The sequence below is a fragment of the Microcoleus sp. Pol7_B2 genome, assembly GCF_036701035.1.
In the GTDB taxonomy this organism is placed as follows: Bacteria; Cyanobacteriota; Cyanobacteriia; order Cyanobacteriales; family Microcoleaceae; genus Microcoleus.
The window spans coordinates 1-16104 of the sequence record NZ_JAUBQB010000048.1 but is presented as its reverse complement, the minus strand read 5'-3'; the positions used below and the strand labels follow the sequence as shown (position 1 = coordinate 16104).

Here is a 16104-nt window from a genome sequence, read left to right as displayed (position 1 = left end):
GTTTCTGAGTCTCGGAGTTCGTACTTCCTGTAACAGTCAACAGTCAACAGTCAACCGTCAACTGTTAAACCATCGAATTAGCTACTTTCCTTGAGGGGGAGCAATCTTTTGCTGCAACCAAGCCATCATGCGATCGAGCAACAAACCAACAGCCCCAATGTAGAACACAGCTAACAGAATTTCGCTGATGTAGTTTTGCTGGTAAGCATTCCAAATAAAGAAGCCGATACCCGTAATCCCCGACATCACGATTTCCGCTGCAATAATCGCCAGCCAAGCCAAACCGATCGCAATTCTCAATCCTGTGAAGATATAAGGAAGCGCCGACGGAAACAAAATATTCATGTAATATTCCTGACGAGAAAGTTGCAGCACTTTCGCCACGTTGTTGTAATCGTCGGGAATTTGGCGAACACCTTCAGCCGTGTTGATTAAAATCGGCCACACTGAAGTGATAAAAATCACGAACAAAGCAGCAGGTTCGTTTTGTTGCAGCGCAGCCAGGGCGATTGGCACCCAAGCCAGAGGCGCAACCATCCGCAAAAACTGAAAAATTGGGTCTAAAGCCTTGTTCAGAAGCGGATTTGTACCTACCAAAACACCCCCAGCAATTCCCACAGCAGCGGCTAGAGTGTAGCCTTTTGCCACCCGTTCCAAACTAGCCAAAGTTTGCCAAAACAAGCCGATTCCGTAGGTTTTGGAATTCATGAAAGGATACAGCAACAATATCCGCGTCCGTTCGTCAGTCCAAACACTGATCGGTCCCGGCAGTTTGATCAGTCCGATGCTCGACAGGAATTGCCAAACTAACAGAAATCCAATTATTCCCAAAATTGGCGGCAAGATATTTGGGGAATTCTTCTTCCAAAACTCGCCAAATGCTCCTTGTGCATTGCCGCCTCTCCGACTTGTACTTACAGCCATGCTGCTAATCTCCTATCTCTGGTGCTGTGTATTTTCGAGACTAAATTTCGAGACTAAATTATGGGAAGCTAAGACCCCATCACACTTTTTTAATTGCCAAACTCTTGAGATAAGCTTCGGGATTTTCCGGGTTGAATTCTTTGCCGTCAAAGAACTTTTCAACGCCGCGAGACGTACTTTTCGGAATGTCAGCATCAGCAACTCCGGCTAATTTAGCTGCCTTCTTCCAGATATCTTCTCGGTTGACTTTATCGATGATTGTCTTTTTGTCTGCCAAGGTTTTTGTCGGCAGGAAACCCCAGCGCACGCTTTCGGTTAAGAACCACAAATCGTGACTCTTGTAGGGATAGGAAACGTTGCCGATGTCGTCTTTCCAGTACAGCGGACTCATCTTGAAGTCGTTGATGTCTGGTTTGCCGTCGCCCATAACATAATTGCCTTGATAAGGAGGCGTCAAAACCGTCGGAGATACGTCAAAGAAGTTTCTTCCAGAAGTAATGGCGACTAATTCGGCTCGATGTTCGGGCTTGTCGCACCACTGCTGCGCCTCAATTAGTCCTGCGAGTAAAGCTTCGGTGGCTTTGGGGTGTTTGTCTACCCAGTCGCCGCGAATTGCTAGATATTCCTCTGGATGTGCTTTCCAGATTTCGGAGGTGAGGGCGGACATGAAGCCGATGTTTTCTTTGACAATCCGCAGCGGCCAGGGGTCGCCGGTGCTGAAAGCGTCCATACTTCCAGTTTTCATGTTGGCGACGGTTTGGGCAGCGGGTACTGTTAGCAACTCGGCCTCTATGTCGGGATCGATGCCGTTAGCTGCCAGCCAGTAGCGAATCCAAAAGTCTTGGTTGACTTTGGGGAAGGTGTAGGCTGCTTTGAAGGGAGTACCTGCTTGTTTGAGGCCTTTGATGTAGTCTTGGGCCGCTTGATCTAGTTTAAGTCCGAGGCCTTTGCCTTGGTGTTTGGCCGCGATCGCAATTCCGTTTCCGTGAGTGTTCAACTGGGCTAGAACATACATGGGGATTTGGACGCTGTTTTTGGTGATCAGACCTTGACTAATTTGATAAGGCATCGGCATTTGCCACTGGCCGCCGTCAATGCCGCCGCCTGCCGATCCAATTTCTAGGTTATCTCTGGCAGATCCCCAGTTGGCTTGCTTAGCAACTGTTACCTCAGTCATGCCGTATTTGGCAAAAAAGCCTTTTTCTTGAGCAATGATTAAAGGTGCTGCTTCGACGATCGGGATGTATCCCAATGTGATTTTAGTGCTTTCAATTCCTTCGACTCTTTTCTCGTTGGCAACAGCCACTACTGAGCTAGCTGCGGGTATTGCGCCGTCAGCACCGGCAGTTGCACCGGGTTCTGGGGGATTTCCCAAACAACCTTTGAGCAGTATTGAACCCAGAGCAGATGCACCTGCTTTGATGATAAATTTACGCCGAGAAAGCGCAGAAAATTCATCTGAAAATCTTGTCATAGCCTAGCCTCGCTGCAATTCATAATCTTCTGTAACAACATTCACTGAAGGTTATCAACGCGCTTTTTTGCTGTTCGCTAATTGGGTTTAGCTAACTGTTTTGAGCGCTGGTTGGCAGGAGGGAGCAAAAGATTTATAGCTAGTATAAGTCTTTAAACTATCCCTGCTGATTTGACTGGTTTGATTAATATCGATATTTCGATCGGCCGAGTTGTGTGAACTCACTTTTTGCGAGCTGCACGTTTCCTTGACTTGATAATTAACTCTACCGTACTCTTGCGGAAATTATAAAACAATTATTAAATTCGATTGATAAGTAAATCTTTTGGGACTGCGCTCTCGATAAGGAGCCGTTGGGAAGAGCGATCGGGTTTGCTTATCAAAACTGGTTCAAACCAAGACTCGCTGGGCAAAGGTTGTAGCGAAGGGCGATCGGGGGTCATTTAAATCTATTGTCAATAAGCAACCAATATCGCCCCCAGCGCACATTTACTTTGTTAATATCTCTCTACTTTTTTAAGGGTTAATTGTAGTAGGTTATACAGAAATAATTAAGGCTTTACGAAACTGCTGTTTTCAAAGGGTTAACGGGTTTTCAGTGGTGGACTAAAATTGGCGCTTAATCGTAAGTAATTTAACGGATATGATATGACGCGGGCTTTCAGGTTCGATTTCTGTAAAACAGAGAAACCCGGTTTCTTCAAGAAACCGGGTTTCTGAACACCCGAAATTACTAATCGATCGCAGTACCTACAAATTCGATTAGTTGGGCGGGTCAAAGCGGTTGACCCAGAGAGCAACACCGATCATCGGTAGCGCGACTCCGAAGCAAATCAGCCACTGATCCAAGTTCATTGGAGCCGTCTCAAATATGCGATTGACAAACGGAGAGTTAGCAAAGATGATCTGCAAAATCACCGCCAGGACAATTCCCACACCGAGAGCGGGAGCGCCGCTAACTTCTTCCTTAGAACCGCTAAACTTAGCAATCAAAGAAGGCAACAACTGGCTGAGACTCAACAGGTAAAAAATTCTCCCCATTACCAAAGCTTGAATCGCCATCGTGCGGGCCAGTGCCAAAGTTCCCCAATCCGCTTGGCGCACCCATTCAAACATTCCGAAAATCAGAGTCCAGTTGTAAAGAGAAATAGCGATGATTCGCTTGATCCGATTTCCGGTGAGGAAAGCTTCGTTTACCGGTCGGGGCTGCTGTTTCATCACTCCCGCTGACTTGGGCTCGAAAGCCAGAGGCACAGTCATGGTGATCGAGTTGAGCATATTCAGCCAGAGAATTTGTAGCGACAAAATCGGCAATTCTCGACCGAGGAGGGTGCTGAGCAAAATAGTCATCGATTCTCCGCCGTTGACTGGGAGAATGAAGCTGATTGCTTTGAGCAGATTTTTGTAAACCGATCGCCCTTCTTCGACAGCAGATTCGATCGACGCAAAGTTATCATCGGTAAGAATCATGTCGGCGGCTTCCTTAGAAACCTCCGTACCGCTACCCATCGCAATGCCGATATCCGCTTGTTTCAGCGCTGGCGCGTCGTTAACGCCATCTCCCGTCATCGCCACGATTTCGCCTTTTTGCTGCAAAGCTTCTACGAGGCGGAGTTTTTGTTCGGGGGCGACGCGGGCAAAAACTGAGCCGGCTTCTACAGCTTCGCCGAGTTCCTGCTTGCTCATTTCGGCGAGTTGAGCGCCGGTGTAGGCTACAAGTTCTCTGTGGTGTTTCGTTTTGCGGAATCCCATGCGGCGGGCGATCGCCTTGGCTGTAGCGATGTGGTCGCCGGTAATCATTTTGACTTGGATGCCGGCGGTTTGACAAGCTTGGACGGCTGCGATCGCTTCTGCCCGCGGTGGGTCAATCATGCCTTGCAGTCCCAAGAAAATCAGCCCTGACTCCAAATCCGAGTGATCGACGGAATTTTGGCTTTGGGGTACTGGCTTTTTCGCTAAAGCCAAGACGCGCAAGCCTTGCTTTGCCATTTCATCGACTTGGTGGTGAATTTGTGCGCGATCGACTTCTACCGGATTTCCTTGAGTGTCGAGACTAGAACCGCAGCGGCCGAGAATTGATTCTACGGAACCTTTGACGTACAAAATTTTGCCACTGGGAGTTCGGTGCAGCGTCGCCATGTATTGAAACTGAGATTCAAAGGGAATTGAATCCAGCCGCTGCATTGACTTCGACAAAATTTGCTGGCTCAAATCAGCTTTTTTGCCCGCAGCAATTAACGCTCCTTCTGTCGGATCTCCGACGACAATCCAATTATCGTCTTTGAATTCCAGGTGAGAGTCGTTGCAAAGGAGTCCAGCTTGCAAACATTCTTGCAAAGTTGGAGTTTGGCTGACAGTAATTGGCAGTTGGTTGAGTTGAATTTCACCTTCGGGGCTGTATCCCGTACCCGTAACCGAGTAGGATTCGCCACCCGAATAGATTTCTTGCACCGTCATTTGGTTTTCCGTCAAGGTTCCGGTTTTGTCGGAACAGATGACTGTAGCGCCGCCGAGGGTTTCCACTGCGGGCAATTTGCGGACGATCGCGTGGCGATTTGCCATCCGGGAAACGCCTACGGCTAGGGTGACGGTAATGACGGCGGGTAAGCCTTCGGGAATTGCGCCGACAATCAGGGCGACAGCGGGTTCGACTGCTTCTTTAAAGGCTGAAACCCCCGCAGGGACTGGCCGCCCCAATCTGACGGCGAAGGTCAAGGTCGCCATTCCCAACACGAATAACAGCCAGTTTTGACTGAATTGGTTGAATTTGCGGGTTAAGGGGGTGGTGAGGTCGATGTGGCGATCTAATAGTTGGGAGATTTTGCCGGTTTCGGTTTTATTGGCGATCGCAATTACGATGCCGCTAGCTTGGCCAAAAGTGACAAAACTGCCGGCATAGGCCATGTTATCCCGTTCTGCTAGCGGCGTTTCTTTTGGTAGAACTATGTCTCCAGATGGTCCTAATTCTTTTTCGACAGCAACTGATTCCCCGGTGAGTCCCGATTCGTCAATTTGCAAGTCGCGCACTTTCACTAAGCGCAAGTCTGCCGGTACTTTGTCGCCGGAACTCAGGATTACTAAGTCACCGACTACGAGTTCTTTGGAGGGAATTCTTAATTTTTTGCCGCCCCGAATGACTGTGGCTTCGGTGGTGACAGCTTGGGCTAGGGCTTCAATTTTTTTCTCGGCTCCAGCTTCTTGGATGAAACTAATAGTAGCGTTGGTGGTTGTTACGCCCCAAATTACGCTAGCGTTTAGCCATTCTCCGATCACTGCTTTGATTAAACCTGCACTCAGCAAGATGATCAGGAGGGGTTGGTTAAATTGCAGGATAAATTTTAACCAGGCTGGTTTCGCTGCTTTAACCGTTAGTTCGTTGGGCCCGAATTTCTGTTGGCGATGGTTGGCTTCTGTCGGTTCTAAACCGCTTTCCAGGTTGGTTTCTAAGATAGTTGCAACCTTGGATATTTCTAGGTAGTGCCAATATTGCTCTGCTACGTCTACATCGTTGGCGGATCTTGATGGCATGATTCTTCCTGAATATTTGGGGTGTCTGACGAGCTTTGATCGCTCCTTAATAGGCACGCTCAATACAATTCATCGCTCGTTGGAGCGTGAATATATTGAGCGGCTTAATTGTTGGTTGATTACTTTAACGGGCTGTGACTTACATCTATATTACAACCGATGTGGCCGTTTGTGGCAAGAAATTTGGGGGATTTTTTCCGGCGCTAAATCTTGTTTGGGACTTGGTGGCTAAAGTGGGGAAAAGTCGATAAAATCCCTTGACATTTTGCCAATTTTAGGTGTGGTTGAAGAAAGAGGGAAGAAGGCAGGAGGCAAAAGAAAAATGCTGTCACTCCCCCACTCTCCTCCTCCTCCTCCGCTTCCCCACGGACGATCGCATAAATGTTAAAACCCTAGTTTAAGCAACAAAATTTTGAGTTGACGGAAATACTTGTGACGCTGGTGCTGGGTTCGGTACTGTTAGCCTGGGGAATGCGTTTCGGGCGGGTGTTTGTTCGATCGTCCGTTACAAAAGAGGATTTGTTTAAGGGCAGAAATTCCCTCGCCCTGGCTTTGGCGATGCAGTCGCCTGCGATCGTTTTGACTTGGATGCCGCAGGTTTGACAAGCTGTGAGGGCTGCCAGCTCAATTCGTGACTCAATGCTATCAATTGCTAGTCTCTTAGTCCAAAACACTGAGCACCCTTTAGACAATTGAATTGAGATTTTGGGCTGCATCGTTCAATTGTTGAGTGCCTACTTTGGTTTGACTAATACCACTAGCTGTTTCTTTTGCCGATAGGTTGAGGGTGTTCATAGTATCCACTACTTGTTTAATAGCAACTGCTTGTTGTTGAGCCGTTAGAGAAATTTGTTGATTGTTCAATACCACATTGTTAACAGCATTTGCTACTTCCGAGAAAGCTGCTGCCGTTTCTTGACTGATTTTGGTTCCTTCTTCTACTGTTTTAGTACCTTCCTTTGTCACCGTTACAGTGGAATTTATCGCATTCTTGATATCATCGACTAGGCGGTTAATTTTCTCGGCTGATTTCTTACTTTTATCTGCTAGTTTGCGGATTTCTGTGGCTATGACAGTAAAACCTTTGGCGTTTTCGCCCGCCCGGACTGCTTCTACTGAGGCATTCAGTGCCAGCATATTTGTTTGATTTGCTAAATCTGTGACATCAGTAGAGATATTGCCAATCTGATGGGTTTGTTGGCTCAATTGCAGAATTTGTGCCGCGATCGCCCCGACATTTTCTTTCAATATTATCATCGATTCCAGTGTTTGCTCCACTGCTAAGGTTCCTTTTTCAGTGATCTTTAAAGCTTGCCGTGCAGATTCCGCACCCGCTTGGGCTTGCTGGGCTGATTGTTGGGAAGCCGCGCCCAACTCATCCATTGTGATTGTAGTTTGATTTACAGAACTCGATTGCTGTGCGGCTGTGCGTTCCTGCTGTTCAACTGTGGCCGCAATCTCTGTGGAAGAACTGGCGATCGTATTTGCTACCTGATTGATTGGTCGGATAATTTTATTTGAAATAAATAATACAATAAAGGAACCCAAGACTACAGCAACAACTGTACCTCCTATAGAAACCATCGTCGCTAATTGCTCCGACTGTTTTGCTAATTTTGTTCGTTGAACCAGTAGAGTATCTTCTACCTTAAGCATTTCTGCCAGCTTATACCGGATTTCATCCATAAATATCTTGCCTTTACCTGAAATCACCAAGGCTCTTAGCTCTGGTTCTTTCCCAGCCCTTTTCAGGGATATACTTTCCGCTAATTCATCTAGTTTTTGCTGACCCAAATTTTCAAGTTCCTCCATATTTTTCAGTTGTTCAGGGTTATCTTTTATTAACTCTCTTGTCTCATTTACTGTTTTATAAAAGGCGACTGTCCCCTTTTTGTAAGGTTCTAAAAATTCCTCCTTTCCAGCGAAGATAAACCCCCGCTGTCCTGTTTCAGCATCCACTAAATCTTTTTCTAGGGCTTGCAAATTTGTCTTGACTACATAAGTGTGCGTTTGCCACTCAATAGCTTCTGCTAAATTATCCATACTCAATTTAGTCGAAAATCCGATGCTAATCATTAACAAAAAAATGGAGCCGAAGCCCAACGGAACTACTTTACTAAGCCGAATAATATTTTGCCACATTTCAGTTTGTACTCCTTGATTGGTTGTTGACTTTTGTGGGTAAGTTGCAGCATCAATAATTTCCTGCTATTTTTCCCCCAAGTAGTTATTTAATCCCTAATACTAATTCATAATTAATGCCCCTTTTTTCGTGGGAAAAACTTCCAGCGCTTTTTTTTGCTTTCCTTGCTTTACTAACTCAACCATTGACTCAAACTCATCAACCAAAATCTGACCCAACTTAATGTCGAGCAAGCGATGCAGGTCAAGCGTTTAGAATTAAGGGTTGTTTTGCCTGCTTCGATTGTGGATAAATCCTGTTTATTCGATTGTAGCGGGAAATTCAGGAACCAAACCCAAACATCGTCAAATACTCTTCCCCACTCTTCTTCTCTCCCACTATTGATTGGGGTTCAAGTCGATCGCAGAGCGTGTTAAAACCTAGTTAAGCGAGCATATTCCGAACTTATAGAAATAGTAGTGACCCTGGTGCTGGGTTCGGCGCTGTTAGTCTAGGGAATGCGTTTCGGGCGCGTGTTTGTTCGATCGTCCGTTACAGAAGAGGATTTGTTTAAGGGCAGAAATTCCCTTGCCCTGGCTTTGGCGATGCACTCGCCTGCGATCGTTTTGACTTCAATGCCGCAGGTTTGACAAGCTGTGAGGGCTGCCAGCTCAATTCATGACTCAATGCTATCAATTGCTAGTCTCTTAGTCCAAAACACTGAGCACCCTTTAGACAATTGAATTGAGATTTTGGGCTGCATCGTTCAATTGTTGAGTGCCTACTTTGGTTTGACTAATACCACTAGCTGTTTCTTTTGCCGATAGGTTGAGGGTGTTCATAGTATCCACTACTTGTTTAATAGCAACTGCTTGTTGTTGAGCCGTTAGAGAAATTTGTTGATTGTTCAATACCACATTGTTAACAGCATTTGCTACTTCCGAGAAAGCTGCTGCCGTTTCTTGACTGATTTTGGTTCCTTCTTCTACTGTTTTAGTACCTTCCTTTGTCACCGTTACAGTGGAATTTATCGCATTCTTGATATCATCGACTAGGCGGTTAATTTTCTCGGCTGATTTCTTACTTTTATCTGCTAGTTTGCGGATTTCTGTGGCTATGACAGTAAAACCTTTGGCGTTTTCGCCCGCCCGGACTGCTTCTACTGAGGCATTCAGTGCCAGCATATTTGTTTGATTTGCTAAATCTGTGACATCAGTAGAGATATTGCCAATCTGATGGGTTTGTTGGCTCAATTGCAGAATTTGTGCCGCGATCGCCCCGACATTTTCTTTCAATATTATCATCGATTCCAGTGTTTGCTCCACTGCTAAGGTTCCTTTTTCAGTGATCTTTAAAGCTTGCCGTGCAGATTCCGCACCCGCTTGGGCTTGCTGGGCTGATTGTTGGGAAGCCGCGCCCAACTCATCCATTGTGATTGTAGTTTGATTTACAGAGCTCGATTGCTGTGCGGCTGTGCGTTCCTGTTGTTCAACTGTGGCCGCAATCTCTGTGGAAGAACTAACAATCATATTGACTGACTGATTCATTGTCTTTGCAATGCCTGAAGCAATCCACAGAGCGATCGCAATTGCCGTAAGTGCAGCTAAAGCCGTGCTTAAAATCACGACTGTAGTCAGGAACTGCAAAGCTTGAATTTGCTCTTTTTCTCTGTCAGCCAAAATTTGTTCCTGGGTGCTTTGAAACTCCTTAGCTATAGCATCAACCTGACGAAGCTTTGGTACAATTTGTGTCTTCCACAAGTTAAGTCCATCGTCTCGCTTACCTTGATCAACCAAAGAAAACGCTTGTCTATAGCCTTGGTCTATCTGATCTTGTAATACATTCATTTCATCTAGCCGCTGGAGCTGCTTCGGGTTTTGAACCCGCTTAAGTAAATCTTGATAGAAGTAGTCAAAGCTGTTTACCTGTTCATTGTATTCAGTTAAAAAATCACTCTCTTGTGCCAAAAAATAGCCGCGAGCCGCTTTCTGCATACCTGAAAATCCCAGCTCAAGATCTTTTAAACCTATAACAATAGCATTAGAATTATTGAGAATTTTTGCTTTTCCTTCTACTTCTTTAGCATTAAAAAAAACCAAAGTAGCTGCTCCAACTGAAAGCAAAATTGGTAGGGAATATCCCCACAGAATACGATCTCTTAATTTGGTGGCTTTGAAGTTAATCATCTTAAATTTTTCCTGTCTTTAAAAAAAACAAATTAATCCCCTTCAAAGCAATGGGAACTGCATATCCGAGTCGCCTCCGGTTTCTCAGCTTTAAGTTGGCAAACATGGCAATATCTCCTGTTGGGTTAGGTAGCGGAATTATCTCATTCTCAACCATTGACTCAGACTCATCAAGAAAAACCTGAAAAACTTAATATAGAGCAAGCTATGCAGGTCAAAGGCTTGAGAATTAAGGGTTGTTTTACCTGCTCCGATTTTGGATAAATCCTGTTTATTCGATTGTAGCGATAAATTCAGGAACGAAACCCAAACATCATCAAATTCTCTCCCCCACTCTTCCTCTCTCTCACTCTTCCTCTTTCCCACTTTTGATTGGGGTTCAAGTCGATCGCAGAGCGTGTTAAAACCTAGTTAAGCAACACAATTTTGAGTTCATGGAAATAGTAGTGACGTTGGTGCTGGGTTCGGTGCTGTTTGTCTGGGGAATGCGGTTCGGGCGGGTGTTAGTTCGATCTGGAGTGACGGCTAATGATTTGTTTAAGGGCAGAAATTCGATCGCCCTGCTGTTTTTGGGTTTTTATATTGCCTTGCTGCTACTGGCTCTAAATATGCCTCAAATGCCTGTTTTGCCGATCGAGTGGCGCTTTCACGGGATGCGAGTTACTTGGACTTTGCTCAGAGTGATGCTGATGGGAGTCTGCGGTATTGGGTTTAGTATAAGTTGGTTGACAGCGCGACCCCAAGTAATCGCAGTAATTTTAATTTGCTTGCTGGGATGGGGAGGATTTACAGGCGCTGAAAACTATTTTATGGCGCCAATTTACGCGGATTTAATAGATAATTTGCAGCCCAACGGTGTATTTCGGCAAACATCTAACAGCAGTTGCGCGCCGGCGGCCCTAGCAACAGTGTTAAGGCGTTGGGGAATCGATGCGACGGAATCGAGTGTAGCGCGTTTTGCCGGGACGAGTCGCTTGGGAACTTCGATGCCCCAGTTAATTATAGCAGCAAGAGCTTTGGGCGTAAATGCGATCGAACTGGCGCCGACTTGGGAGCAAATTCAGCAAATTAATCGCCCCGGAGTGCTAGCAGTTTGGCTGTTTGACGGCCCTCGGAAGCTACCGCACGCGGTGGCTTTGCTGGGAATGAATGACAGTATTGCTGCAATTGGAGACCCGGCGCGGGGCAGGATTTTCTATTTAGATAGGGCAACTTTTGCCCAGATTTGGCGGGAGGAATACGTGCCGATTTTTCGTTCTGCGGATATCTGGTTAAGTGACAAACAAGCTATGGACTATTTGAGTAAATTAGGATATAATAGCGGCGATTTAAAAGCAAATATCGAGCGCTTTCAAACAGATAAAAAATTAAAAGTCAGCGGTAAGTTAGACCGGATGACTGAATTAATGTTGAGCGGCAGTTTTTTGCAAGAAGTCCCCAGACTGGATGGGAAATAGTTATGGAAAATCGTCAACTGCTGAGGAACTCTTGACCGACAGGGAAGAGGAATCATGCGGTTTTTTCAAACAATCTTTGAGTCATTCGTTGATAGTGATCGCAAAAATTCGATCGCCCCAGCAGATGATCGACGATCGCACCTTGGTAGCGTGGCTGCATGAAATTACCGTAAGCGTAGGCAGTTGCATCTAATTCCTCCTATATTTTTACCGTCGATCGCACCTTGGCTACGCCTCACCGTTTTTGACAATTGGGAACAGTTGAATCGCCCATTTTAGGCTCAGACAGCTTGACTTCCCATCCAGGTAAATTCCACCAATTAACTCGCTGATTCGGCTGAATCCAAAAGTTTAGTTGCGTGATCTTGCCATCCTCAAATCTGAGTGTGGGAAAGGTAGGATAACTGGTATCATCGGTTTCGCGATAAGTGCGTCCAAGGTAATTTAGGCAGGTCGTTAATCCGTCAGTAATTCCCAATTCTTCTACTCCCGTTCCCTTCAATTTGGCATCATCGTAGCTGAAAGAACCGTTGAATGAATTGCCCGCTAAACCGCCTTTGGTAACAGTGATGGTGAAATCGTAGGTTACGGGAACTGCGTAGGCTTGGGTTGCAGTGACAACTGTGCTCAGAATAGTCGTGGCGATGCCCACAGAGAGTTTTGAAATTGCTTGCACACTCGCATCCCGAAACAAAACAACACTATAAATTTCGCTTTCAGTCATCGGGAAACTCCTTAACTACGCTTCTCTCGGAAGTGATTTATCGGATATGATATCATAAGTAATCAGTTAAATGCGATCGCAGCAGAGTGCCAAGCAAACAAAAATTATCGCCTAGGATTGATAATGTATACTTTTTTGGCACTGAAAAACCCAACAGAAAACAAGCGTCTTTAATCGCCCAGAATTAACTGAGTAGATTGGACAATATTCATTCCCGCCGCCGCAAATTTTTGATAAGCTGCATCTGCTTGTTCCGTAAAATCAACAACACCCGGAACAACCACAGGCGAAGTGCAATCTTCCAGCAAATAAACCTTCTTTGCCAAATTCGGATCTCGCGCCAAAATTTCCGTTAACAAATCATCAATTGTCCAAGCAACGCAGTGACTTTTGGCTTGTCCGGCAATAATTACTGCATCAAAATCGAGTAATTTATCAATAAACTTAGCATTCTTTTCCGCAATCGGATTGCCGTCGAATCCATCTAAAACTTCCGGCCGCAAAACCGAATAGTTTTCTGTCAGTGGATTCCCGCCTTTGATTTCAAAAAGTGCTTGGCTGTTGCGGGCTATAGTATGAAAAAATACTGCTTCTTCCACCGCAGAAACCAGGGCGTGTCCGATGCCACCCAGCATCGAGTGATAGGGCCAAATTGTCAGGGGATATTTCCCATCGTCGCTGAGTTTTTTGACGTAGTGGCAAGCCTGTTTTTCCAGTGCTGAGAAATTAGCCCCGCTGATGCTGTGGGCGATGGCGGGATTGACTTTCCAAATGCCTTTTTGGACATCTTCGAGTGTAATAGAAGTTGCGGCTGGTAGGGGGTGTTCGCCTGCTTCGTCGATCCAAAAGATTGGATGAAAAATTTGCATGGCGGTGTGGGTGTCCATTGTCGGCGCAATGGTTGTAATTGCATTTAAATTGCGGTAAATAAATTCGCACAGCCGCAGGTTGTCATCAACTGCGCCGCTACCGGAACGCCCGCCAACAAATAGTTCAAATTCGGGCAAACAAAAGGTATTTTGGGCATCAATTATCAGCAAACAAATGCGGTTTTTGTCGCTGGATGCTGGCTGAATGCTGTGCTGACTTGCCCAATCTTTCGCTTGGGCGGCTCGTTCTCGGTAGGGGACTCGCCAGACTTCGCCTACTTTTTTGGGGTCAAAATGTTCGGGAATTGGAAGTTGGGCTTTTGGTGTCATGACAATCGCTTTTAGGCTAGTTTACAGTAATAATTTAAGTTTGGAGTATAATGCTGATAAATCTTTGCGGGTGAATCATGGCAAAAGAACGAATCCAAGATTATGCTAGGGTAAAATTTAAACGCATAGTGTTGTTTTTTTCGATCGCAATTTTGCTGGCTCTCTTGATTGTAGCAACTAGATCTGCCTACGTTCAAGATGTTTTGAGAACTCTGTTAATGCGGATCGAGGAGTTAGGGTGGTGGGGGCCGGTGGCTTTTGTAGCTACTTATAACTTGGCTACTGTGCTGTTTGTACCGGGTTCGGTACTGACGCTGGGAGGGGGGGCGATTTTTGGTTTGTGGTGGGGTTCAGTTTACGTATTTGCGGCGTCCATTTTAGGTGCTGTATTTGCTTTTGCGATCGGGCGCTATTTGTGCCGCGATCGCGTGGTAAAATATATGGAATCTCACCCCAAGTTTAAAGCTCTCGATCGCGCAGTTTCCCAACAAGGATTAAAAATAGTTTTTTTGACTCGTCTTTGTCCTTTATTTCCTTTCAATTTATTGAATTACGCTCTGGGAATTACTCAGGTTTCTTTGAAAGATTACGTGCTGGGTTCCTTTGGGATGATACCGGGTACAATTATGTACGTTTACTCGGGTTCTTTGGTGGGAGAGGTTGCTGCGATAGGCACCGAAACTGTGTATGCAAGTCCTCAAGATGCCGCCATAAAATGGTTGATTAATACTATCAGTTTTCTTGCTATAGTTGCTGTTACTGTCTTTATCACTAGCATAGCCAGCAAAGCTTTGGAAGAAAGTATTTAATTAGGAGAATTTGCGAATGTCGCAGTCAAAAGTCGATCGCGTAATAGTCCCCCCAATGGACGAACACAACCAGAAATTAGTTTCCTATTTGCATCCCTCCGATTGGGTAAATCCCCAGCCAGCTAGTTCTTATAATTTAGTAGTAATTGGCGCAGGACCCGCCGGATTAATTGTTGCTGCCGGTGCCGCAGGTTTGGGCGCGAAAGTTGCTTTGATTGAAAAACATTTAATGGGCGGCGACTGTTTGAATGTCGGTTGCGTGCCTTCAAAATCTTTAATTCGATCGTCTCGCACTGTCGGCGATCTCTGGGAAGCAAGTAAATTTGGAGTTAATGTTTCTGACAGTGTAGAAGTGGATTTTGCCGCTGTGATGGAACGGCTGCGCCGCATCAGGGCAGGAATCAGCGATGTTGATTCTGTTGAACGCTACCAGTACAAATTAGGAGTTGATGTTTTTTTAGGTTCTGGTCGTTTTACTAGCAATAATACAGTAGAAGTTGCAGGTCAAACTCTCCGGTTTAAAAAAGCAGTAATTGCCACAGGTGCAAGGGCGCTACAACCGCAAATTCCCGGCTTGCAGGAAGCTGGATATCTGACAAATGAAACTGTCTTTAACCTCACAGAAAGACCTCAGCGTTTGGCAGTAATTGGCGCAGGGCCGATTGGCTGCGAATTGGGTCAAGCCTTTCGGCGGCTGGGTTCGGAAGTCGTATTGCTGCACAAAAATGCTCAGATTTTAGACAAAGAAGATGCGGATGCGGCTAAAATCGTGCAGCAGGCTTTTGTACGCGAAGAAATTCAACTAATACTAGAATCCACAATAGAGCGCGTTGAGAAAACAAATGCAGGCAAAGTAATTTATTATAAATCTCAAGGTAAGGAAGCATCGGTAACAGTAGATGAAATTATTGTGAGTACAGGGCGATCGCCTAACGTCGAAGGATTGAATCTGGAGGCTGTCGGCGTCGAGTATGATACACATACGGGCGTATGTGTCAACGACAACTTGCAAACTACTAATCCCCGCATTTATGCCGCAGGCGATATTTGCATGAAACATAAATTTACTCACGCTGCTGATTTTGCCGCGAGAATGGTAATTCAAAATACTCTATTTTTCGGACGCAAAAAGCTCAGCGCTTTGACGATACCTTGGTGTACTTACACAAACCCGGAAATTGCGCGCGTCGGAATTGGGGCACACGAGGCTAAGGAAAAAGGCATTGATATCGATACATTTTTAATTCCTTTCAGTCAAGTCGATCGGGCAATTATTGACGGCGAAGAGGAAGGATTTGTGAAAATTCACGTCAAAAAAGGCAGCGATAAAATATTAGGTGCAACTATTGTAGCGCGACACGCTGGGGATATGATTAGCGAAATTACTTTAGCAATGGTTAACAATATTGGTTTAGGAAAAATTGCTAGCACAATTCACCCGTATCCGACACAAGCTGATGCAATTCGGAAAGCGGGAGATGCTTACAATCGCACTCGTTTGACTCCGTTTGTGAAAAATTTGTTTAATCGCTGGCTGGCTTGGACGCGATAAGTAAATAATTGTGGAACAGGCATCTTGCCTGTTCATTATCGGCTTTTATGGGCCAATACGGTTCAGTTAAGGCTCAAACCCTGGTAAATTAGGTATTGTTTCCAAAAATGGAGAGTAAGTTAGCGTGCA

13 protein-coding genes are annotated in these 16104 nt (G+C 45.5%); 6 read left to right on the top strand and 7 right to left on the bottom strand.

All coding sequences use genetic code 11. The features are described from left to right. Positions 1-81: 81 nt before the first annotated feature. The 3 genes from ntrB to QUA57_RS18005 all read right to left on the bottom strand — a co-directional run bounded on the left by ntrB (position 82) and on the right by QUA57_RS18005 (position 5926). Entirely contained in the window at positions 82-924 is an 843-nt protein-coding gene (gene ntrB, locus QUA57_RS18015) for a nitrate ABC transporter permease (RefSeq protein ID WP_333062675.1), read from the bottom strand. 79 nt (positions 925-1003) lie between these two features. Then, positions 1004-2398 (bottom strand): CmpA/NrtA family ABC transporter substrate-binding protein, encoded by a 1395-nt coding sequence (locus QUA57_RS18010; RefSeq protein ID WP_333062674.1) that lies wholly within the window; start codon positions 2396-2398, stop codon positions 1004-1006. Positions 2399-3160: 762 nt separating this feature from the next. Continuing rightward, on the bottom strand, positions 3161-5926 hold the full coding sequence (locus tag QUA57_RS18005) for an HAD-IC family P-type ATPase (RefSeq protein WP_333062672.1): 2766 nt from the start codon (positions 5924-5926) through the stop codon (positions 3161-3163). Positions 5927-6343: 417 nt separating this feature from the next. Here QUA57_RS18005 and QUA57_RS18000 point away from each other — a divergent pair, with 417 nt between their 5' ends. Next, positions 6344-6529 (top strand): hypothetical protein, encoded by a 186-nt coding sequence (locus tag QUA57_RS18000; RefSeq protein ID WP_333062671.1) that lies wholly within the window; start codon positions 6344-6346, stop codon positions 6527-6529. An 81-nt stretch (positions 6530-6610) separates the two neighbouring features. Here the strand turns inward: QUA57_RS18000 and QUA57_RS17995 are convergent, their stop codons facing one another. Next, a complete protein-coding gene (locus QUA57_RS17995) occupies positions 6611-8068 on the bottom strand; it encodes a CHASE3 domain-containing protein (RefSeq protein WP_333062670.1) in 1458 nt (485 codons plus the stop codon). Positions 8069-8566: 498 nt separating this feature from the next. Here QUA57_RS17995 and QUA57_RS17990 point away from each other — a divergent pair, with 498 nt between their 5' ends. Next, a complete protein-coding gene (locus QUA57_RS17990; protein WP_333062667.1) occupies positions 8567-8698 on the top strand; it encodes a hypothetical protein in 132 nt (43 codons plus the stop codon). A gap of 81 nt (positions 8699-8779) precedes the next feature. Here the strand turns inward: QUA57_RS17990 and QUA57_RS17985 are convergent, their stop codons facing one another. Then, entirely contained in the window at positions 8780-10234 is a 1455-nt protein-coding gene (locus tag QUA57_RS17985) for a methyl-accepting chemotaxis protein (protein WP_333062665.1), read from the bottom strand. 434 nt (positions 10235-10668) lie between these two features. Here QUA57_RS17985 and QUA57_RS17980 point away from each other — a divergent pair, with 434 nt between their 5' ends. Then, the gene (locus tag QUA57_RS17980; RefSeq protein ID WP_333062663.1) at positions 10669-11691 is read left to right on the top strand and encodes a cysteine peptidase family C39 domain-containing protein; all 1023 of its coding nucleotides are present in this window, start codon (positions 10669-10671) and stop codon (positions 11689-11691) included. Further along, the gene (locus QUA57_RS17975; protein WP_333062660.1) at positions 11681-11884 is read left to right on the top strand and encodes a hypothetical protein; all 204 of its coding nucleotides are present in this window, start codon (positions 11681-11683) and stop codon (positions 11882-11884) included. Before QUA57_RS17980 ends, QUA57_RS17975 begins: the two co-directional genes overlap by 11 nt. Positions 11885-11926: 42 nt before the next feature. On the opposite strand, the gene QUA57_RS17970 is transcribed toward QUA57_RS17975, so the two are convergent. Together QUA57_RS17970 and QUA57_RS17965 are read right to left on the bottom strand one after the other, a co-directional pair. Then, positions 11927-12415: a hypothetical protein gene (locus tag QUA57_RS17970; protein WP_333062659.1), complete on the bottom strand. Its 489-nt coding sequence runs from the start codon at positions 12413-12415 to the stop codon at positions 11927-11929. 170 nt (positions 12416-12585) lie between these two features. Further along, positions 12586-13614, bottom strand: coding sequence for an isochorismatase (locus QUA57_RS17965; protein WP_333062657.1), 1029 nt, complete (start codon positions 13612-13614; stop codon positions 12586-12588). Between the two features lie 77 nt (positions 13615-13691). Between QUA57_RS17965 and QUA57_RS17960 the strand changes: the two genes are divergently transcribed. After that, positions 13692-14423, top strand: a complete 732-nt coding sequence (locus QUA57_RS17960) for a TVP38/TMEM64 family protein (RefSeq protein ID WP_333062655.1) — start codon at positions 13692-13694, stop codon at positions 14421-14423. Between the two features lie 16 nt (positions 14424-14439). Beyond that, a complete protein-coding gene (locus QUA57_RS17955) occupies positions 14440-15975 on the top strand; it encodes a mercuric reductase (RefSeq protein ID WP_333062654.1) in 1536 nt (511 codons plus the stop codon). Positions 15976-16104: the final 129 nt, after the last annotated feature.